The 20,125-nt window shown below is 58.2% G+C and carries 16 protein-coding genes and 1 pseudogene; 11 read left to right on the forward strand and 6 right to left on the reverse strand.

Annotation, left to right across the window (positions count from 1 at the left end; all coding sequences use genetic code 11):
- The first annotated feature begins 62 nt into the window (after positions 1-62).
- From KRR38_RS01890 to KRR38_RS01915, 6 genes are all read left to right on the forward strand, one after another.
- On the forward strand, positions 63-1,796 hold the full coding sequence (locus KRR38_RS01890; protein WP_217398074.1) for an FAD-dependent oxidoreductase: 1,734 nt from the start codon (positions 63-65) through the stop codon (positions 1,794-1,796).
- 4 nt (positions 1,797-1,800) lie between these two features.
- Positions 1,801-2,745 carry an NAD-dependent epimerase/dehydratase family protein gene (locus tag KRR38_RS01895; RefSeq protein WP_217398076.1) on the forward strand — a complete coding sequence of 315 codons (945 nt, stop codon included), beginning with the start codon at positions 1,801-1,803 and terminating at the stop codon, positions 2,743-2,745.
- Positions 2,746-2,813: 68 nt separating this feature from the next.
- On the forward strand, positions 2,814-3,770 hold the full coding sequence (locus KRR38_RS01900; protein ID WP_217398078.1) for a Gfo/Idh/MocA family protein: 957 nt from the start codon (positions 2,814-2,816) through the stop codon (positions 3,768-3,770).
- Positions 3,771-3,939: 169 nt separating this feature from the next.
- Positions 3,940-5,235 (forward strand): cytochrome P450, encoded by a 1,296-nt coding sequence (locus KRR38_RS01905; protein ID WP_217398080.1) that lies wholly within the window; start codon positions 3,940-3,942, stop codon positions 5,233-5,235.
- Between the two features lie 813 nt (positions 5,236-6,048).
- Positions 6,049-8,544, forward strand: coding sequence for a TonB-dependent receptor (locus tag KRR38_RS01910; protein ID WP_217398082.1), 2,496 nt, complete (start codon positions 6,049-6,051; stop codon positions 8,542-8,544).
- A 130-nt stretch (positions 8,545-8,674) separates the two neighbouring features.
- Positions 8,675-9,895: an MFS transporter gene (locus KRR38_RS01915; RefSeq protein WP_217398084.1), complete on the forward strand. Its 1,221-nt coding sequence runs from the start codon at positions 8,675-8,677 to the stop codon at positions 9,893-9,895.
- Positions 9,896-9,972: 77 nt separating this feature from the next.
- Here KRR38_RS01915 and KRR38_RS01920 read toward each other — a convergent pair whose 3' ends face one another.
- The 3 genes from KRR38_RS01920 to KRR38_RS01930 form a co-directional block, all read right to left on the reverse strand.
- Positions 9,973-10,791, reverse strand: a complete 819-nt coding sequence (locus KRR38_RS01920) for a helix-turn-helix domain-containing protein (RefSeq protein WP_217398086.1) — start codon at positions 10,789-10,791, stop codon at positions 9,973-9,975.
- A gap of 92 nt (positions 10,792-10,883) precedes the next feature.
- Entirely contained in the window at positions 10,884-11,924 is a 1,041-nt protein-coding gene (locus KRR38_RS01925; RefSeq protein ID WP_217398088.1) for a hypothetical protein, read from the reverse strand.
- A gap of 95 nt (positions 11,925-12,019) precedes the next feature.
- Complete coding sequence (locus tag KRR38_RS01930; protein ID WP_217398090.1) at positions 12,020-12,877, reverse strand: sugar phosphate isomerase/epimerase; 858 nt, start codon at positions 12,875-12,877, stop codon at positions 12,020-12,022.
- Between the two features lie 474 nt (positions 12,878-13,351).
- Between KRR38_RS01930 and KRR38_RS01935 the strand changes: the two genes are divergently transcribed.
- The gene (locus KRR38_RS01935; RefSeq protein ID WP_217398092.1) at positions 13,352-14,605 is read left to right on the forward strand and encodes an MFS transporter; all 1,254 of its coding nucleotides are present in this window, start codon (positions 13,352-13,354) and stop codon (positions 14,603-14,605) included.
- A 194-nt stretch (positions 14,606-14,799) separates the two neighbouring features.
- On the opposite strand, the gene KRR38_RS01940 is transcribed toward KRR38_RS01935, so the two are convergent.
- Positions 14,800-15,576, reverse strand: a complete 777-nt coding sequence (locus tag KRR38_RS01940) for a helix-turn-helix domain-containing protein (protein WP_217398094.1) — start codon at positions 15,574-15,576, stop codon at positions 14,800-14,802.
- A gap of 525 nt (positions 15,577-16,101) precedes the next feature.
- Between KRR38_RS01940 and KRR38_RS37665 the strand changes: the two genes are divergently transcribed.
- From KRR38_RS37665 to KRR38_RS01955, 4 genes and pseudogenes are all read left to right on the forward strand, one after another.
- Positions 16,102-16,368 carry a transposase gene (locus tag KRR38_RS37665; RefSeq protein WP_375293477.1) on the forward strand — a complete coding sequence of 89 codons (267 nt, stop codon included), beginning with the start codon at positions 16,102-16,104 and terminating at the stop codon, positions 16,366-16,368.
- Positions 16,365-17,162, forward strand: a complete 798-nt coding sequence (locus KRR38_RS01945; RefSeq protein ID WP_375293478.1) for an IS3 family transposase — start codon at positions 16,365-16,367, stop codon at positions 17,160-17,162. The genes KRR38_RS37665 and KRR38_RS01945 overlap by 4 nt, the downstream gene beginning before the upstream one ends.
- A pseudogene (locus KRR38_RS01950) lies at positions 17,104-17,649 on the forward strand (HEPN domain-containing protein); the annotation flags it as partial. The gene KRR38_RS01945 and the pseudogene KRR38_RS01950, both read left to right, overlap by 59 nt.
- Before the next feature lie 376 nt (positions 17,650-18,025).
- Positions 18,026-18,394: a single-stranded DNA-binding protein gene (locus KRR38_RS01955; protein ID WP_217398100.1), complete on the forward strand. Its 369-nt coding sequence runs from the start codon at positions 18,026-18,028 to the stop codon at positions 18,392-18,394.
- A 116-nt stretch (positions 18,395-18,510) separates the two neighbouring features.
- On the opposite strand, the gene KRR38_RS01960 is transcribed toward KRR38_RS01955, so the two are convergent.
- Both KRR38_RS01960 and KRR38_RS01965 read right to left on the reverse strand, forming a co-directional pair.
- Positions 18,511-19,503, reverse strand: coding sequence for a site-specific integrase (locus tag KRR38_RS01960; protein ID WP_217398102.1), 993 nt, complete (start codon positions 19,501-19,503; stop codon positions 18,511-18,513).
- Positions 19,460-19,600 carry a hypothetical protein gene (locus KRR38_RS01965; RefSeq protein WP_217398104.1) on the reverse strand — a complete coding sequence of 47 codons (141 nt, stop codon included), beginning with the start codon at positions 19,598-19,600 and terminating at the stop codon, positions 19,460-19,462. Before KRR38_RS01965 ends, KRR38_RS01960 begins: the two co-directional genes overlap by 44 nt.
- Positions 19,601-20,125 lie beyond the last annotated feature (525 nt).

A 20,125-nucleotide genomic window follows, 5' to 3' on the forward strand; every position in this document is an offset into this window, starting at 1 on the left:
TGCCACCCCGATGCGGCCGCTGCGGATTTTCAAACATTAAAGCGAGTTGGAGTTCCCATGGAGTGCTGCAGGGACGCTCGGCCGATTGCCAAGCAACAAGCCTCATCCCCACAATTTCTTCGCGTTCTGCGATGACGGGCGACGTATGGGACGAGGAAGTCGATCTCGTAGTGATCGGCAGCGGTGGGGGCGGGCTGGTTGCCGCAATCGAAGGGGTGCGATCGGGCATGAAAGTGGTCGTGCTCGAGAAGAACGAAAAGATCGGTGGATCGACGGCGATGTCGGGAGGAATTCTGTGGCTTCCAGGGAATTCCGTAATGCGGCGGGCCGGTGAGAAGGACTCCATAGCAGAAGGCCGCCGCTACCTCGACAACCTCATTGGCGACCGCGATCCTGCGTCGTCGCCGGAGCGAAGAGAAGCGTTCCTTCAAGGCATCGGACCGATGCTGACAATGCTCGAGCGCGAAGGTCTGCGCTTCTACGCCTGCAAGGGCTACCCCGATTATTACGATGAAGAGTTGGGCGGACGGCCGCAGGGGCGCGCTATCGGAGCGCACATGATTGTCTCCGGCGCGCTGGGCGACGATGCCGGACGTCTCCAGTTGTTGCCGGGCTGGAACATGCCGGTTGCGACTGACGAATTCGCTGCGCTTTCGCGTGCCGGGCGCACGCTAAAGGGGAAACTCATGGCGCTGCGCGTGGCGGGGCGGACGTTACGTCAAAAGCTTGGCGGTCATTCGCTCTTGTATCGAGGTGCCGCTCTTCAAGCCCGCATGCTGCTGGCCGCCCGCAAGCTTGGCATTGACATCCGCACGGGTCAGAAGGTCGTCGCCTTGCTTGGCAAGGACGGCGTCGAAGGCGTGGAAATTGCAGGCGCCGAGAGCGGCACGACCCGCTGCATTCGAGCGAAGCGGGGCGTGCTTCTGGCGGCAGGTGGATTTTCGCGAAACGCAGATCTTCGTCGGCGATTCCAGGCGATGGAAGCCGGTGCCGATTGGTCGATGGCGAACCCCGGCGATACGGGCGATCTACTTGAACAGGCGCGGGCGCGTGGGGCGTCTCTGGTACACATGGACCAGAGTTGGTGGGTTCCCGTCTCACTCAAGGCGAGTGGGCAGCTGGCCGGCTTCCACTCACCTCAGGAGATGCAGAAGCCGTTCTGTATAGCCGTCAATCGAGATGGAGAGCGCTTTGTTAATGAGGCGGCATCTTACATGGAGATCGGCCAGGCTATGCGCGCAAGGGGCGGTGTGCCGGCCTGGATCATCATGGAGGCGCGGCATCGCAAATATTACCCGTGGGGTACGGTGCCGCCCCGCATCATGCCGGCCAGTTGGCTGAACTCAGGTTATATGAAGCGCGACGATACCCTGGAAGGATTGGCAGGGCAGTGCGGCATCGATCCGATCGGATTGCGCCGCACGGTCGAACGATTCAACGCGTTCGCAGCAGCGGGCCACGACGCAGACTTTCGGCGAGGGGCTCGCGCCTACGATCGATATCAAGCCGACCCCCGTGTCAAACCAAATCCGTCGCTCGGACCATTAAGCCAGGCGCCATTCTATGCTGTACAGATCGTCCCTGGCGACGTGGGTACGGCTGGAGGCTTGATGGCGGATCCAGCCGGAAGGGCGCTCGACTCCGCCGGCCGGCCGATCGCTGGCCTCTATGTCTGCGGAAATGCGGCTGCACCGGTATTCGGCGCTTTCTATCCGGGCCCCGGTGCCAGCATCGCCGCGTCCTTCGTCTTTGGCTACTTGGCGGTGCGCCATATGGCCGGTTCCAACCGGAGTTGAATCCATGGATGTGCTCGTCTTAGGCGCGACAGGTTACGTCGGTCGTCACGTGGTGAAAAGACTGGTGAAGGGGGGGCATCGTGTGACGGGCTTCATCAGGTCGAAAGCCCAAGCTGCCAGCTTGGCTGAAGCTGGAGCGAGACATCTCGCCGGTACGCTCGATGACATGTCCCAGATGGTGAGCGCGCTCGCCCCTTTCGATGCGGTCTTGTGGATCGCGCAATTGATGCTGGAAGACGAGGCGCGGGTCGTGACGGCTCTCCTCAACGGGCTAGCCGGGACTGGAAAGACTTTCGTCTTCACTGGCGGGACCAGCCTCATCTCAGAGCGCACCGACGGCGCCTGGAGCGAAAATACGTTCGCCGAGGATGACGCATTTGTACCACGGCGTCAGATCGCCCCGCGCTTGGATATCGAGAATAAGGTGCGCGAAGCAAACGGTGCGGGGTTGCGCACACTGTGTATTCGTCCGCCTCTGATCTGGGGCAATGGCACCTGCAAGATAATTTCCGACATGTATCATTCCGCCCGTGAAACAGGCGCGGTCTGCTACATGGGCGCAGGCCTGAACTGCTATTCCAATGTCCATGTCGATGATCTTGCGGAAGTTTATGCTCTTGCGCTCGAGAAGGGCATCGGTGGCGCGCTATATCATTCAGTATCTGGCGAAGTGAATTATCGGCAGATGGCGGAAACCATTGCCGGCCACCTCGGCGTGCCAACGCGGTCGATTGGGTTCGAAGAGGCCGTCGAACTTTGGGATAAGTTCACGGCCCTGATCGTGTTCGGCTCATGCAGTCGGTCCCGCTCGCCGCGCGCGCGAGATGAACTGGGCTGGTTACCCCGTGCCGACCGGCTCGATCTTCTGGCCGAGTGCCTGAATCCGATCTTCACGAGCGGCGCCTCCCGCAATCTATCCTCATGGGTTCGCTCCAATGGGGCAGGGTGAGCCGAAAGCTGCCTTTGCAAGGGGCAGGGCTCGACGTTCGGATCGATGACGGAAATGGAGACAGCGCGATGAAAGTTGTCATTATAGGCACGGGATTCGGCAACCGTGTAATGGCCCCAGTCTACGGGCGCGCGGGCTTCGAAGTCGAAGTCATATCTCCGCGCGATGGCGAGAGGCTGTCCCGCGTCTGCGCGGCCGGCGCCGATCTCGTCTCCATTCATTCTCCGCCCTTCATGCACCGGGACCATGTCATGGTCGCGCTGGACCACAATATTGCTGTGCTTTGCGACAAGCCTTTTGGGCGGAATGCGGCCGAAGCGAGCGAGATGCGAAACCGCGCCCGTGAGCTCGGAGTGTTAAATTTCGTGAACTTCGAATTTCGCCGCTTTCCGGTGCGAGTGAAGATGCGCGAGCTCATTCGGAGCGGTGCGATTGGAACTCCACAGCACATCAACTGGGAACTCTTCACCAACGGACTTCGCACGAGGAAGTACGGCTGGCTTTTCGACAATTCTCGTGGCGGTGGCTGGATCGGAGCCTATGGGTCACATTGCATCGACACGCTGCGGTGGTTGTTCGACAGCGAAGTGACCCGGTGTGGCGGCACTGTGCGCACGGATATTACCGCCCGTATCGGAGATGACGGGGCTGTACATGACGCCACCGCGGAAGACGCGTTCTCGGCCTGGTGCTCCATGACCAATGGCATTTCTGTCCTGATCGACACGGCGTGCGCAACTTCAGTGGCGATGCCGCAACGAGTTCAGGTTCTCGGCAGCGAAGGCGCCATCGAGCTTATCGGAGACCAGAAACTGGTGTTGCGAAAGCCCGGCGAAGAGGACCAGAAATTTACCCTGCCGCCGCCAGAAGGCGATGGGCACGAGCCTGGCTTAGGGCCTTGGATCAGCGACGTGCGAAATGCTCTGCAGTCGCAAAGTCAGATTTCGCCGTCATTCGACGATGGTTTGGCCACTGCGAAGATCATGGACCAAATCCGTGCTGATGCCTTCCGGACTGACCGATGAAAGAGCGTACGCAGATTGGCAGGATGCGATCATTTATTGAGCAAGTATATGGCGCACGTTGCCCTCGGCGTCGGGGCAGCGCCGGGGACCGACCTTCGGGCGCAGATAGAGTTGCGATGCTGCACCGTCAGCGAGCGATCGAACTGTCTATTCATATATCGGAGATACCATGACCATAGCCGCCAAGCTTGCCGCTATTCGAGCAGCGGCAACCGCGCCAGAAAATGTGCCCGCCAACCGCGTGTTCGATCTGCACTGGGCAATGGGGTCGGTGGCAAACGATCTCACTGATCCCTATGAGCCGTGCCGTTGGCTCTGCGGAGAGAGTGTGCCGAGGCTTCTCTACAATGCTGCGTTGCCGTCCGGCGAAGGAGAGGGCGTCGCTGGCATCGGCAATGGTGCATGGGTGGTCACGCACTATGAAGACATCGAGCGCGTCTACACCGACAACGCGCACTTCTCAAACGACGGTGCGGCCAATTTCCAGGCACTGATCGGCGAGACATTTCGTTCGATACCCTTGGGCGTCGATCCTCCAGATCACGCAAGATATCGCCAATTTCTCGTGCCGCACTTTTCTCCGGCATCGATCAATCGACTGGACGCGCAGATCCGCGCGATTGCCGTCGAGATGATCGACAGCTTTGTTACTACTGGAGAGGTCGACATCGCCTGGGATTTCGGACGCGTATATCCGGTGCGGATCTTCATGAATCTGATGGGTTTCCCCGAGCACATGTTCGAGCAGTTTCTCGACTGGGAATGGGATATCCTACATTCTAACTCTCGCCTTAAAATGGCGGCTGCCCTTCGCGATGTTCTCGCATTTCTCCGCAGTTTCATCGCCGAAAAGCAGCGAAATCCGGATGCGACCCTGGTTTCAAAGATCGTCCACGGCAAGATATCAGGTAGAGCGGTGACGGACGAGGAACAGATCGGTATCGTCTGGTTTCTGTGGCTTGGAGGGCTCGATACTGTGGCTGCGACAATCAGCCAGATGTTTCGTCGCATGGCGCTGGAGCCCGAGATTCAGCGGCAGATCAGAAACAATCCTGAACTGGTGGGATCGGCGGTCGAGGAGTTTCTGCGAACGCAGCCGATCCTGTCGACAAGCCGTACCGTTACGGAAGACTTCGAGTGGCACGGCATCCAATTGAAGCAAGGAGACAAGGTCTCATGCCTGAATCCGGCCGGCAATTTCGACCCGGACAAATTTGCGGACGCCGCGAAATTCGATCCCAGCCGGCGTCCAAATCGGCATTTCACCTTTGTTGCCGGGGTCCATCTGTGTCTTGGGGCTCCTCTAGCGAGGCGCGAGCTGCGAATTCTTCTCGACGAATGGCTCAAGCGTGTGCCGGAATTCAGGATCAAGCCCGGCACGGATACGACAGTATTTCCTGGCCTCCTCTCGATCCGGAACCTTCCGATCGTTTGGGATCATTCCGTTATATCCGAGGGCATATAGTCAAACTGAGCAGATCAGTGGGCTGATCGCTGCAGCGCCGGGCTAGCACCATTGGCCCGGGCTAGTTCTGCAATGTCGGGCCACTATCGGTTGCTGGGCTACACTAGCCCATGTTGGCTTGGCGCATTTCTGGCCGCGCTGTCCATGGTCGGGTCGAGATACAATCTGCCGGAAGGCAAAGAGGCGCTCCAAGCGCGATTCCAGGTGATTGGAAAACCACATCTTCTCGCCACGCCTAGGAGCATGTTCGGAATTTGAGGGGCAGTATTTAAATGTCCTGGTCATTGTTCTTTTGCAGATGACCTCGGGGGGGGCACGGCCTTCTATCCGAAGGCAACATTCGGCCATGCTGCCGTTTGAGCCCTTCGCTGATCACTGTCGTCAGTCGTCTGTCGGGGGTGCCCCGCATGTCGTAAGCGGTGCCGTTAATGTCGCGCACTGCCAAGACAAAATTGGCCGCTCCGGGCAGGTCAATGTCCTGAAAAAAAGTGAAGTCTGGGCAGTCTGCAATGCGCGGTCATAGTGACTAAAAATATTAGTAAAGGTTATCGATTGAGAATGTAAGAATTATGCAGTTGTAGTATTGTATCCATCTAGGTGATTGCGAATATTCCGAACGATCCTATCTATATATTCGATAATCACGATGATTAGATCGCCGTATACAGATGAAGATAGTTTAATTATGTAGCTAAATGGTAAATTCACACCCATTTAATTCATAGAATTATATAGAAATAAGTTGTTACATAAAATGTGGCCAAGCGAGGCGCGATTTTTCGGTTCTATAAATAAAAATGGGAGGAAGACGAAATGAACTCATGTAAAGATAGCCCCGCGGCGGTGCGGCGCATGCTTAGGCTCTCCGGCATTGCCGGAATGACCGCTGTTGCATCGTTCCTCGCATCGCCCGCCTTTGCTCAGTCCGCCGATGAGGCGGCGGTGGACGGCGATGCGATCATCGTGACTGCTCAGCGTCGCAACGAATCTCTTGTGAACGTGCCAATGTCCGTCGCGGTTGTCTCACCGGAAACGCTGAGTTCTCTGGGGATTAATTCGGCGCGCGAACTCACCAATGTGACCAGCGGCTTTCAGATAAATTTCGGCGGATCTTATCCGCAGCCGTCTATCCGGGGCATTAGCACGACAGCTGGTACCTTTGAGAACAACGTGGCCCTTTTCATGGATGGTCTCTATCAAACGGCGCCGCAGGTCCTGAACATGGATCTGCCGAACGTTCAGGGCATTCAGGTGCTCAAAGGTCCGCAAGGCACGCTTTACGGCCGCAACGCAACGGGCGGCGCGATTCTGATCGATACGCTGGATCCGAGCGCCGATTGGACCGGAAACATCGAAGCAACTTACGGTCGTTTCAGCGACAGGCGCGCGCGCGGATATGTGTCGGGCCCTCTCTCGGACAGGATCGGTGTGAGCCTGGCAGGGACATTTCGCAAAACCGATGGCTACTACAAGCGAGCCAGCCGGACGACGCCTGGGCAATTTGATGGACGCTTCCTCGGCCTCGAACAAGAAGGCGTGCGTGCGAAGATCAAAGCCGAACTCACGGATACGCTCCGCGTGACGCTGGCATACAATTATTTGCGTGCCAGCGATCCGCGGGGAACGATTTTCACACCGATCGAGAACACAACGGCTCCGTTCACCGCACCTGGCAACAATACGAGACCGACCGGTCTGGGTGAAGCCTCCGGCGACGTGTTTAGTCAGCCTTTCTGGCAAAACGAAGGCTCCATCAAGCTGGAGATCGATACCGGTATTGGCACCTTGCGCTCGGTGACCGGTTATAGCGATGCGAAAAGTAAGACTGTCTATGATTTCAGCGGGAGCTATGTGCCGGATAGCTACGGTTCATCGATTATTCGTGACAGGACTATCCAGGAAAATGTGGATCTGAATATCGACAAAATCAAGGACGTGGATCTTATTGTCGGCGGGAATTACTACAATATACGAACAAATTATGATCCCAAGATGCCAAATTCAGTGTTCCTGGGCCCCGCGAGCTATAGGCCATTTTCATACCCGGACCCCGCGACGACCCTAGTACCTCTGTCGGCCTACCGGCGCGCGTCGGACACGTATTTCTTCCGCACGAAGAACGCATGGGCAATCTTCGCGGACGCAACCGTTCACGCCACCGAGCAGCTGACACTCAATGTGGGCGCTCGTTATAGCAGCGAAACTCAGGACGTGTCTGGCACGAAGAACGTGTTTTGCTCTGATCCGCTGAACCCCGCCACATTGAACTGCACGCTCGGGACCCTTCTGCCAGGCGCGCAAGGCACGCCATATACGGTGGCGAGTTCCGCAAGGACCGCCAGTTATTCCAAGTTCACTCCTCGTGCGTCCATCCGGTACGCATTGTCGCCGGGTACGAACGTCTACGCCTCCTATTCGAAGGGTTTCCGCAGCGGAGAATACAATCTCACAGTGCCCAACGACAACCCGGCTCTTTGGCGAGATGCGAAGCAGGAGTCCGTGGATTCCTTCGAAATCGGCCTGAAGTCGCAGGGGCGTCGTTATCATTTCGAGCTGGCCGGCTTCTATTCCGATTACCGCAATCTCCAAGTCAGCTTCATTCAGAACATTGGCGGTGTTCCAGTTGCCACCCTCGCAAACGCACCCAAGGCAAAAATCTACGGTGTCGACCTCAACGCAGACTATGAGATTTTCGACAACTTCAAGATCCGCGCCGGCGGTACCTGGCTCCACGCGCGTTATGGCGACCGCTTCTTTTTCACCGGCTCAGGTGTGAATCCTGCGGTTGCCGCTTTCAACACGAACACGACCGATCCGCTCAAGAAGCTTGTGAATATGACGCTCCAACAGGACCTTTCGGGGCTGCAGATGGCGCGAGCACCGGATTTCGCGGGCTTCGTCGGCTTCGATTATCTGATCCCCAAGGGCGAGGGCGGACTGCGCATTGCTGCCAATTTGAAGTATACAACCAGCTATGTGGCGACTAATCCTTCTGTGTGGGGCGGCGAGCCATTGGCGTCCTATAACGCGAGATTGGCCCTCGATCCCAACGCAGCGCCGAACAACGCTGCGTTGTTGGCAGGGACCCCTTACGCGAACCGGGCGAGCGAGCAACGTGCGCGTCAAAGCGCCTTTGCGCTGATCAATGCCTCAGTGACTTGGACGGATCCATCGGACCATTATTATGTTCGCGTCTGGGGCAATAACCTCACCGACGTGAAGTACAGGCAGCATTATGCTCCCTCTTCGGGAGGTACCTACGTACCGATGGCAGAGCCCCTGACCTTCGGGGGGAACTGTTGGGTATAAGTTCTGATCTGACGAGCATCATTAGGAACGAGGTTGGCCCGGCAGCGTCGCGGCCAGCCTCGTTTGGATGCGGCAGCTCGACGACTTCAAGCGGCATTAACCCATTCGGTTTGGTCGATGGACACCAAGAATGATTGTATCGGCGCGGGACGAGTGGTCCAGAAATTGGGCACTGCCTTTCGTAGGAATGCTGGGCGTCGCAGGCTCAACGCTCCTTCCCTCGGCTAATGGCATCCTGCTGGAGCCGTTGACCCACGAATTCGGCTGGTCCAAGTCGCAGTTCTCATTTGCTTACTTGATCCAGGTGATTGTGGGCCTTGCAACGACGCCTCTGGCCGGGCGGCTCATCGACCGCTACGGCTCTCGGCGCGTATTACTCAGCGGACTTCCTTTGGCCGCCGTTGGAATGGCCATGGTGTCGCTCGTCACTTCGCATGTTTGGACATGGGTGCTGCTCACCGTATGTCAGGGTCTGACGATGGCACTGGTTCTACCTCTCGGCTGGATGAGCGCCGTAATCAGCCGTTTCGACGCGGCGAGAGGTATGGCCTTGGCCATCACGCTGGCTGGGGTTGGCTTTGGAGCTGCCCTGTGGCCGGTTCTCGGCGCGCAAGTCATGAGCTGGCTCGGATGGCGAGCCGTTGTACCTGTTCTGGGTGTCGGTTGGGCCTTATTGTTGCTTCCAATCGCCGCCCTGCTGCTTCCACGCGAGCCGTTTCTTGCGCCTGCCGACGAGGCGAAGGGCAGGGGATTGTCCTGGCTCGGTCCCATCCTCAGGTCGCGGTCGTTGCTTTTGCTAATCGCGGCGGGCAGTCTTTTTATCGGCGTCGTCCATGGCTTCAATCTGCACCTGATCGCGCTGCTGCGCACCTTGGGGTACGGCAAGGTCGCCGCTGCAGGCGTCACGTCGCTAGCGGGTGTCTTTGCGATAGTCGGTCGGCTTGGCGCCGGCATGCTACTGGACCGGTATTCAAGCAAGCCGCTTGCGATCGGTGTGTTCCTTGTTCCGATCGTCGCATCCGTCCTTTTGCTGCTCACAACCACCACGGGTTGGATGCCGGTCACGGCCATCGTCCTGCTCGGCCTTTCACTTGGGGCGGAATCCGACATTATTGCCTACGTTGCATCGCGTGAATTCGACCGCAGGGCCTTCGCTTCAGCTTATGGCGTCGTAAGCGCGGCGTTCGCTCTCTCGGCCGGATCTGGTCCGTTGCTTGTCAGCATGCTGTATGATGTCAGCGGTTCCTACGAGCCTTTTTTGATTGTGGCGTGTCCGGTACTCTTGATTGGCGCTGGTCTGATCGGCCTGGTCCAAATGCCCGGCAGACCTCAGAGAAGCGAGGGTGGGTAAGCGCACAATTCGCTTCAGGTCTTTGGTCGCATTCGCGATAAGCCGGTGCTCTGGATAAGGAAAAAACGGTTGAATGTTCAGCTCGCTCGCTGTTGGAGGTAACCCTCAGGTTCGGAACCCTCCTCATCATAAGCAACAGGTTCAGCTTCATGAACCAACTCGTCGATTGCGACGTCGATCAGTTGCACAAGGTAGGCTTCGCCCGGGATCTCTTGAGAGTCGTGCACGAAACCCACTACGAACGGATGGTCAGGCGAGTGGCCAGGGATGACTCGCCCAGTCATCATCGCCGTGCTTCCAAAGCCCATGGCGTCATTCTGGCCTTTCGCCTCGAGTGATATCTCAATACGGGGTCCAGCCACCCCTTCCGCGCGCAGAAGGCTATCATCAGACGCGGATGATATTTGGTGAACGAGCTCTTCCCGGCAGGGCTGTGAAACAGCACGGAGCAAGAGCTTTCCCGCGGTGGCGTCGCAGAGCCGGCATTGGATCCCGGCACGCAGTCCTTTGGTCGACTGCGACATGTACTGATTGGGCCGCCAGTGAACGATTTGAGCGTTGATCCCGTTCCGGGCCACGATCGCGACCGGGAAGCCGACAAGCGACACGAGGCGATCGACCAGGCGCACCACTCTGCCGTCACGTAGAATAGCTGGCTGGCCAAAAGTGCCGATCAAAGCCGCTCGAGGCGAAAGGTGGTATGTTCTCCGCGTTGGATCACGCCAAATCATACCCAATTCAACAAGTGTCAAAAGGATTTGCGACGTGCTGGACTGCGGCCTGCCAAAATGGCGAGAGATACCCATGACGGTCGCAATCGATGTGCCATCTGCAAGATAGTCAAGGATCTCGAAGATTCTCTCTACGTATTTAACTTGTAAACCACTCGATTCCATCACTTGGTCCTTATAAGTCGGACGCGCGGCGATGTTGGATGGTTCGCCCCTGAAATATTATCGATCAAGGTTATCTCGGCGAATGGCTTTTATTAGGTGAGATGGCTTGCCCAGTTGGATCGTTCAATCATGCCAAACGCGGTTTGGTCTTCCCAAGTATATCTCACAGCTCCCTGATGTAAAATAAAGCCAGGAGCGTCATCAGATATTCCGACTTTGAACGTATTGCAGGAGCTTACGCCGCCAATGTGCGCAACCCCAAGTTCATATTCCAATTCTAACGACACATCCTCGGCGGTCGCGACAAGTCCCTTGATGTGGGGTATCTTGCGACCCCTTGCGCGGTACATCTTTCCGTCAATGTAGACATAGCCGTCATTGTACGTGGTACCATCGTTGCGTGGCGGATAGGCGCAAAGTGCGAAGGCGCGCCCGTCGGGAAATACTGCTGCCTGCCAGCAGTGCCCGCGAAATGCGCCGAGCGGGCGCACGCTTTGCCGGTGAATTCGATTGCCGACACCGCGAAACGACCTTTCCCGGCCATCGAGGGTGAGTTTGCCCTCGGCCCTAAACGTTTGCTCGACGCGCCAGCCAAAGCCCATAAGTCCGGCATCAATTCGCTCGGCCTCATTCATGGTGGCGAGTCTTTCGGGTCGGAGATCTTGGGTCCACGCGGGCGCTGCCATCGTAATCTCCACCTCGAGGCAAAGATCCGCGCGGTGCTGTTGGTTTACCGCCCCTTGGATCATGGCTTGTGCTGTCGTATCAATCGGGCGTCCCTGGTAGCTGGCCCGCCATTTGTGAAACGGCTCGATGCATTCGAGCCTGAGGCCACCGGTTCCCAGGATGGTCGGCTTCCCGTTCGGGCCAAACGGAGAATGGCTTAAAGTTGGTCCTGGCCGGTCGACCATCGCTCGACCATCAGGAGTGGCGAAGTTCAACTGGGGATCATGGCGATCCCAAGACGCTCCAATCGCCTCGATGCCGATGCGAGGAAACGCGAATTCGCCGTTTTCCTCGTATAGCCAGATAGATGCGCTTTCCCGAAGTTCGAGATTATCCGGTTTGCCTGTCAGCATGAAGTCGATTTCCGGCTCGAGTCCTCCGGTCCAGCCATCGGTGAATTGGTTCATGTCGAGGTCTCCATTGTCCAGACGGCGACGCCACTCTCAAATGGGGCGTCGGTTAAGATATTCTCGGTCAAACGGCGCAAAGCGCGAGCTAAGGGCTATTGCTCCAGGCGATCGCAAAATCGCGATGGCGCCGAAACATCTTGGGCGTCGATCATCGCCCCGACCACTTGAGCCGTTGCTCGCACTGCATCGACGTGGCCGAACGCATCGATGCGTGGACCGATCAGTTCCAAGTCGAAGTTGCCCTGATAGCCGGCGGCATTGAGCCAACCCATGAGTCTCTCGAGCGGGATCGCGCCAGTGCCTGGCACGGCTCGGCATGGCATCGCGCGATCTCCCGGAACGTAGTCGCTTAACTGAACCAAGTGGCAGCGCGGCATGGCCCGCTGAATCGTCTCTTTGAGACCCGCTTCCGCCCAAACGGGAAAGACATCGATGCACACTCCGAGGTCGGCCATTTCCGCGAGCAGGACAGTGTCACGCAGCGAATGCGCAAGATGGCTGTCCGCATAGAAGATCGGTGCCGGCTCGATTAGAAGCAATATGCCGGCCTCCCGAGCCTGGGATACGCAAGGCGAAATCGCCTCGCTGAAGGCTTGTGCTGCATCCTCCCATGCTTCGTTTCCATGCCCACCTGTGAGCATATAGACCGATCGAGCGCCAATTGCCTCGGCCGACCTAATCAATCTATTCAAATCCGCACGTGCTGCCGGCCAAAGCTCGCGCTGCGTCACGGCAGCGTCAGAAATGAAGGCATGAGAGATCGTCTCTACACGGAAATGGTTCTCGCGAATGTTCTCGATCAACCGAGGTGACAGTTTGTCCGTCAAAAGATTGCTTCTTAAGCTCACGATTGTTGGCGACAAATTTCGCCAGCTTTCGAGAATCTCAGGAATTTCAGCACCGGCGAAGCAAAGCGAATTGACTGAAATGCGCGGATGAATCGCAGACATTCAAAGTTTCCTATCGTGACCTATGATCTAAAAAGGTCTGACTGTTTGGGTTGACGCATTCGAGGCATCCGGAACCCAAAAATACAGTCGGAATAGGCCCCGAGCAGGAATCCTGGCTTGCGTCTTGCTTCGGCTTTGATTGGCGAAATTATTGTGAAAATGAGAGGCTGGGGCAGATTACGGAAAGTATAGGCAGTTATATTGCCTATCAAGGTATGGCGCGTATTGATGTGAAGCGACAATTGTTTGTGTCCGTAAGACAGGCGAGGAAATGATTTCACCTTTCTCCGGTCTCTCTCTATCGTAAAGCCCAATTGCAGTGTCATGCGAGCAGGAAATCCCAAGAGAATCTGTCCCCACCACATCAGCCTAGTTTCACCAGGCGCCAAGCACCTTCAAAATTCAGTCATCAAGAAGACTGCGCGAGGCTTGACCGCTCAACGCGGCACCGCACTTTTCTCAGGCGATTGACCGATGCACACGACTTCCAAGCATATGCTGTCGAGACAGGAGTGGGCACAGCACTGGCCACTGGTTGCGGTTTCGGCAATCGGGATCTCGATCATTTCGATCCACTTATACTCGCTGGGCGTCCTTATAGAGCCGCTGCAGCGAGAATTCAGGTGGACACGGACCGAAATTATGCTCGGACCGGCGATCGCTTCGGCGAATGGGATTTTTCTTGCGATCGTAAGCGGTTGGCTGATGGATCGCCTTGGGCCAAGACGCATTGCGCTTCCCGGTCTAGCCGCATTCTGCCTTTCGATGATCAGTTTCGCCGCGATGGATGGCGAACTTTGGAAATGGTACGCGGTCTGGATCTTGCTTTCACTGAGCACGATTGGGTTGCTGCCCAACGTTTGGTGCGGCGCGGTCGCAACGCGTTTTGAACGCTCTCGCGCATTCGCCTTTGCCGTCACGATCTGCGGGCTTGGACTTGGCTCGGCGGTCATACCAGGTCTGACAACAGAGCTTCTGGCGCATTTCGGCTGGCGAGGTGCTTATGTCGGACTTGGTTTGATATGGGCTGGACTGACGTTGACGCTGTCCTTTCTGTTTCTGCGGACGCCGCGCGATGTCGATGGCATCAGGCGCGCGCCCAAGCAGCAAGGCGCCGCTGCCTTACCCGGCGTCGCATTTCGCGAAGGCGTTCTCTCATCGGCTTTTTTCAAGCTTCTCGCCTTTGGCTCCTTTTTCAGCTTCTCTGCAGTAGGTGTGATCATGAACTTGGTCCCGCTGCTTCGAGACAAAGGGCTTTCGGCCGAAATGGCCGCGGCCGTCGCCGGCTCCGCCGGTTTGATGTCGATTGTTGGACGTCTCGGTACAGGCTTGCTGCTCGATCGCTGCAAGGGGGCTGTAGTTGGGGGCATCGTCGCGCTGATGCCGGTCATTCCAACGCTCGTCCTGCTGCTGTTGCCAGTCAATCCTCCCACTGCTTTTCTTGCAGCAGGCTTGCTCGGGATCTGCCTGGGCGCGGAAGTCGACATGATTGCCTATCTTGCCTCAAGGCACTTTGGCCTTCGCAGCTACGGCGTTCTTTTCGGTTTTTTGGTGAGCGGCACTGCCGCGGGCACCTCGCTCGGCCCTTTAGCCGCCGCGGCTCTTCGAGATAGCACCGGAAGTTATAACGCGATGCTTTGGCTCACGTTGCCTTGCTACGCAATTTGCTCCATTTGTCTAGCGGTGACGGGAGCCTATCCGGTCTTCCGTCCGTCGACTTACGAATAGCATCGCCCTGTCATTCTGCCCGATTTTCGATCTTCGCAACCAGATGCGCGCATTCCAGCCTTGGTGCCGACCTATCGATGTCTTTCTAGCGTACCATAGCAATTATGATGATAGTTATAGGGGAGCCAAAAGCGCAGGAGGCGGCCGAGTTGTTCGATAGGCAGAAATGACCTACATCGTTCGGGCGGACTTGATCAGGGAGCCGTAGCTATGGCTGTCAACGCTGAGGCAGTCTCGTCCGGTCGTTCGATGAACGAGCCGTTCACTGGGATCATTGCTTCGATGTCGCGCTTGACTGCGGCAACCAGTAGCTGGGACTCGACTTGTGCGGTACGTGGATAGAAGATCCCCAACGCCATCCTTGTCTGACCGAGGTTCTCCGGCAGCAAGATCGCGCTGATTTCTATGTTTGCACTAAAACATGAGAGGCCGGAGGACCAACCTTTAGAGCCAAAGTAGGCAATGCGATTTCGCACCACTCCAGAATCGAATTTTTCTTCAGGACGCGCTTCGCTCTGGGTGCGCCAGAGGAGGCCCGTAAGCCTAGTTTCTGAAAGTGTCGACAGAAGAAGTTGACCAACGACGGTCGAAGTCAAGAGAGGAGGTCGATTCAGGTTGCAGTCCTCGATCTCCGTAGAATGCCGCCAATGGAGGACTTGAACATCGACCCCCGACATTCCGAAGAGGCCGACGCCGAATTTATGGATTCGCGCAAGGTCGTTGATGTAGCTAAATAGGCGCCCGTTTGTTGCTTCGGCGTCTACGCCATAACCGAGCGCAGCGAGCCGCGGGGACGCACGGTACCGCCGCGAGTCCGTCAGCTTGTAGAGAATACCTAAATCTACCAGGGTGGTGAGAAGTTCGGAAGTACTCGATTGTGGCCACTTATATCTCCGAACGATTTCCATCACGGAGGCTTCATCTCTCCCTTGCGAAAAATACGTCATCACCTCGACGACGCGCTTGGCCATTTCGCATTTCTTCGATCGCTGAATTTTTGGCACGATTTGCATCTGTCCACTGGTAACATCGAGAACTCACTCGCCGGATCAACCGATAATCTCGAGGCGGTTCGCGCGCTCTCCGGCTGGAAGTCTCGCTCAAGCGATGAGGCTCGGCCGCGTGCGCGCGAGTATGTCTTGGATCGAGGCGAGCGATCCACACGGAAAGGGTCCCTGAACAAAAAGTAGGCGTCTGTCTTGACCCGTCGCGTCAAAAAACAGGCGGTTCGCGCCATCTGGGGACGAGCGCGGGTTGAGCAATGGCCAGCGCAGCGTAGCCCGTAGGGCGAGCGAAGCAGGCCATTGCTTGTGCAGTTCGGCAGCGAACGCCGCTGTGGATTCGTATCCAAGGGCCGAGCGCGGGCGTTCCTGGTTAAAGTCTTCCGCCCATTCGCTTCATTGACCGTCCTTTCATTGACCTGCCTCCCGAATCCTCGACCGTTTTGAGCTGGAAAATTCCAGTTATGATCGGAGGGTCAGGAGACGGAATGAACGATGAAGAGGACTAAGTTCAGCGAGGCGCAGATTGCCTTCGTGCTGAAGCAGGCCGAGGATGGCACGTCAGTCGGCGAGGTGTGTCGCAAGGCCGGGATCAGCGAGGCGACCTACTACAATTGGCGCAAGAAATATGCCGGGCTGATGCCGTCGGAGATGAAGCGTCTGCGCCAACTCGAGGAGGAGAACGCCAAGCTCAAGCGGCTGGTGGCTGACCTCAGCCTGGACAAGGCGATGCTGCAGGATGTCGTCTCGCGAAAGCTTTGAGGCCTGATCGGCGGCGGCAGCTGGTCGATGAAGTTCGCGGCACATGGCAGGTCAGCATCCGGCGGGCCTGCGCCGTGCTTCGGGCGGAACGATCGAGCTACCACTACCGCGGTTGCCGCACCGATCAGGCCGACCTCAAGAAGCGCATCCGGGAAATCGCGGAGACGCGGGTTCTCTACGGCTATCGCCGTGTTCACGTCCTGCTCTGGCGCGAGGGGTGGGAGATCAACGGCAAGCGGGTCTACCGGCTTTACAAGGAGTTGGGCCTGCAATTGCGCAAGAAAGCACCCCGCCGGCGAGTGAAGGCAAGGCTGAGGGAAGGCCGCTGCGCGGCCTCCCGCGTCAATGATGTCTGGGCCATGGACTTCGTCCATGACCAGCTTGCAACGGGACCGAAGCTGCGCATCCTGACGGTGGTCGACACCTTCAGCCGGTACTCGTCAGCGGTCGAACCCCGCTTCCGCTTCCGTGCGCCGGACGTGATCGAGGTACTCGAGCGGGTCTGCGCGAAAGTTGGCTATCCCGCATCGATCAGGGTCGACCAGGGCAGCGAGTTCATCTCCCGCGAGCTGGATCTTTGGGCCTACATGAAAGGCGTGACGCTCGACTTCTCGCGGCCTGGCAAGCCGACCGACAATGCGTTCATCGAAAGCTTCAACGGCAAGTTCCGGGCAGAGTGCTTGAATGCCCACTGGTTCATGAGCCTCGATGACGCGGTCCGAAAATGCGAGGCTTGGCCGGTTCTTCTTCATGGATATCGCGCGCGACGGCATCGCGCTGTTCGAAGCCGATGATAAGCCGCTGCCGGAACCCAAGCCGAAAACGCCAGAAGCTAACATCGCAATGGCGCGGGAATACTTCGAGGAATGGTTCCCCGCTGGCGCGGGGATGCTCAAAACCTCGCGCTTCAGTTTGAGCGAAGGCCGGCTGAAGGATGCCGCATTTCTCATGCATCAGGCGGCCGAGAGACTTTACCACTGCGTCCTGCTCGTCAGCACCTTTTACACCCCGCATAATCACAATCTCGCGTTTCTGCGTACTCAAGCCGAGAGACTCGATCTTCGGCTGGTCGATGCATGGCCTCGTGACACCCGGAAGGAACGGGCAACGTTCGAGAAGCTCAAGGAGGCCTACGTCAAAGCTCGGTACTCCAAGCACTATCGCATCAGCGCGGAAGAGTTGGCGTGGTTGGACGAGCGCGTCGAAGCGCTTGGGCAGATCGTGCACGTCATTTGTTCCGAGCAGATCGCTGCGCTTGAAGCGAGGGCCAAGGCGACTTGAGTTTTGCCGGAGGGGCCAGGATTGCGGGGCACGAGTGCGAGTGAAAGTTGGAAGTTCCTGCGGGCGCGTTTTGGGTTTGCTGCGAACGGCGACTCTTACCGGTCAGGGTTCAGCCTGCCAAATAGGCGGGGCCGATCCGCCCGAGGCACCGTCCCTTTCCAAGACTGAAACAGGCCCCTGACCGAAGCAGGTCAGCACACGCAACCCGCGCGCCTTCAGGGCCGAGTTGTCGCCCTTCGGGCTACTGCCCGCACCACCCCTTAGCCGCGTAGTTTCCCTCCCTGCGGTCGGTGCGGTCCTGCCCGTCTTCGGTCCGATCGGGGCTCAGTCAAAGGGACGGTCCCTTGGACGAACAACAGCTTCGGAAGGTCAGAACATGAAAAACTCGGTCACTCTCGTCGGTTTCGTCGGCAACAACCCGGAAGTCCGCAGCACCCGCGGCGACAGCTCCATCACCAGCCTGTCACTGGCTACCAATCGAAGCTATCGCGACAACGCCGGCAATCGCCAGACCGACACCGAATGGCACCGCATCACCTGCTTCAATGGCATCGGCAAGGCCGTGGCCGAGCACGTCAAGAAAGGCGCGCTGATCATGGTCTCGGGCCGCATCCACTACACCCGCTGGACTGACCAGGCCGGCGCCGATCGCTTCGGCAGCGAGATTATCGCCGAGCAGGTCGACTTCCTCGCCAAGGCGAAGGAACTCTCTGAGGTCGGAGACGATCAGCGGCACCTCTCGTAGGTGCCGCTAACAGATCGGAAGCTTGAGCCCGGCGGCAATGCCGCCGGGCTCTCGGTTCGCGAGGAACACCAGGGATCGAGCGGTGCTGCTCGCGCTTCGTCTCGGGCGGCAGCAGGCTATGCCCGCTGACCTTTCCTGAGGATCGTGCCGATCCTCTCCGCGGCCGCAAGGAGCGCCGTATCGGCGAGGTGCGCATAACGCCCCGTCATCTGAATGCGGCTGTGACCCAGCAGGCGCGATGTGCAGAATAGGGTCTCGCCCGACATGATCGCGTGGCTGGCGAAGCTGTGCCGCAGGTCGTGGATGCGTAGTGTATCGGGAAGCTCTGCTTCCCGTCGCACCAACAGCCATACGGAGCGGACAACCTCGTATCGCTGACCGCCGACCAGTGGAAAGACGGGGTTGCGTGGTCCGCGGGCACGCCGATCGAGCGCGGTCTTGTGGTCCTTGAGGAAACGCCGCGTCACGATGCCGAGCGCGACGTCGCGGGCGCCCGTCTTGCTGTCGCGGAGCCGCAGCCGGTCGGGCAGAACGTCGCGCCATTCGAGATCGATCGCTTCGCTCACGCGGCACCCGGTCAGCGTCAGGAACTGAAGGAGCGCCGATGCAGTGCAGCCGCCGGCAATGCGGGCGTCGAGGACGGTCCCGAATCTCGCCATCTGCGCTTCGCTCAGGAACGCGCCGACGACACGCCGCCGGTTGGCCTTGATGCCTGCAACCGGGTTCCGCCAGTCCTCAGGCATGTAGCCCCATGCCTTCGCCCGACCGAGCATCTGACCAAGGATGCCGAGCGCCCGATTGGCACCGCCGGGGGCTCTCGCGCTGTACTGCTCGAACCAGCGGACGACGTCCTGCCGTGTGATCGTGTCGATCCGCTTGCCGGAGAAGGCTGGCATCAGTTCGCGCCGGACATAGGACCGATAGGTGTCCAGCCCTTGGGGCTTGTAGAAAGCGCCGCATCGCCCTTCGTGCTCAGGCTGGAAGGCTTCGAAGAAGGGTGCCGTGGAAGGCGCCTTCGGCGCTTCGGCGCCGTCCGCCAGCAGAGCGTTCCCGCGAGAGCATGATTCACGTCCGCGCGCCGGAGGCACGCAGGCGCAGGGCGAGGCCATGGACTGCTGAGTCGCGCAGCAGGGTCTCGCCAGCGAGCGACAGGGCAATGGTGCGAATGTCAAACATCGAAAGGTCGGTCTTGTCGGTACGTCGCATGACGTCGGGCTCCATATATCCCGGCCTTGGAAGGCCGGCGGAGCGCGTCCGGGAGAAAATCCCCAGGACACGCGGGGATTTATGGGCAGCCAGGTTTTGTACGGCGCGACCGGCCCGCTGGGCCGGTCATTGCCGATCCTTCGGGGCGTCGAAGTTGCCCTTCCAGATCAGCGATTTACCCCCACTACCAGTGTCGTTTCGGCGCAGGAGGCAAGCTCCTGCGGGAGGCTCGACGCACGCCCCGAAGGGCGTAAGTTGTAATGCACCGTACGCACGGGTGCTGCGGGGCGGGAAATGCGGCGATTTCAGTTGGTTGATGCGTCGGCAAAGCGGCTGACGAAATGTCACTAAGCGTCTGACGCGTCCGACGGTCGATTTGCCCGCAAACGTAAGTGATTGGATTCTATCGTCACTAAGCGTCCGACACCGTCAGCCGATGTAAAATGCTGGAAATGCTCGATGAATTGGCTATATTGAGGGTGCTTCAAGACTTCTGCCGTCGGGGCTCCATCGAAGGAGCCTCAC

This window comes from Novosphingobium sp. G106 (assembly GCF_019075875.1).
In the GTDB taxonomy this organism is placed as follows: Bacteria; Pseudomonadota; Alphaproteobacteria; order Sphingomonadales; family Sphingomonadaceae; genus Novosphingobium.

Coding starts and splice junctions, on each gene's coding strand:
- KRR38_RS01920 (WP_217398086.1), bottom strand. CDS start 10,791: ATGGAATCGAGTGGTTTACAAGTTAAATACGTAGAGAGAATCTTCGAG.
- KRR38_RS01955 (WP_217398100.1), top strand. CDS start 18,026: ATGAAAAACTCGGTCACTCTCGTCGGTTTCGTCGGCAACAACCCGGAA.
- KRR38_RS01960 (WP_217398102.1), bottom strand. CDS start 19,503: ATGGCCTCGCCCTGCGCCTGCGTGCCTCCGGCGCGCGGACGTGAATCA.
- KRR38_RS01930 (WP_217398090.1), bottom strand. CDS start 12,877: ATGTCTGCGATTCATCCGCGCATTTCAGTCAATTCGCTTTGCTTCGCC.
- KRR38_RS01940 (WP_217398094.1), bottom strand. CDS start 15,576: ATGGCCAAGCGCGTCGTCGAGGTGATGACGTATTTTTCGCAAGGGAGA.
- KRR38_RS01910 (WP_217398082.1), top strand. CDS start 6,049: ATGAACTCATGTAAAGATAGCCCCGCGGCGGTGCGGCGCATGCTTAGG.
- KRR38_RS01900 (WP_217398078.1), top strand. CDS start 2,814: ATGAAAGTTGTCATTATAGGCACGGGATTCGGCAACCGTGTAATGGCC.
- KRR38_RS01965 (WP_217398104.1), bottom strand. CDS start 19,600: ATGCGACGTACCGACAAGACCGACCTTTCGATGTTTGACATTCGCACC.
- KRR38_RS01935 (WP_217398092.1), top strand. CDS start 13,352: ATGCACACGACTTCCAAGCATATGCTGTCGAGACAGGAGTGGGCACAG.
- KRR38_RS37665 (WP_375293477.1), top strand. CDS start 16,102: ATGAAGAGGACTAAGTTCAGCGAGGCGCAGATTGCCTTCGTGCTGAAG.
- KRR38_RS01905 (WP_217398080.1), top strand. CDS start 3,940: ATGACCATAGCCGCCAAGCTTGCCGCTATTCGAGCAGCGGCAACCGCG.
- KRR38_RS01895 (WP_217398076.1), top strand. CDS start 1,801: ATGGATGTGCTCGTCTTAGGCGCGACAGGTTACGTCGGTCGTCACGTG.
- KRR38_RS01915 (WP_217398084.1), top strand. CDS start 8,675: ATGATTGTATCGGCGCGGGACGAGTGGTCCAGAAATTGGGCACTGCCT.
- KRR38_RS01925 (WP_217398088.1), bottom strand. CDS start 11,924: ATGAACCAATTCACCGATGGCTGGACCGGAGGACTCGAGCCGGAAATC.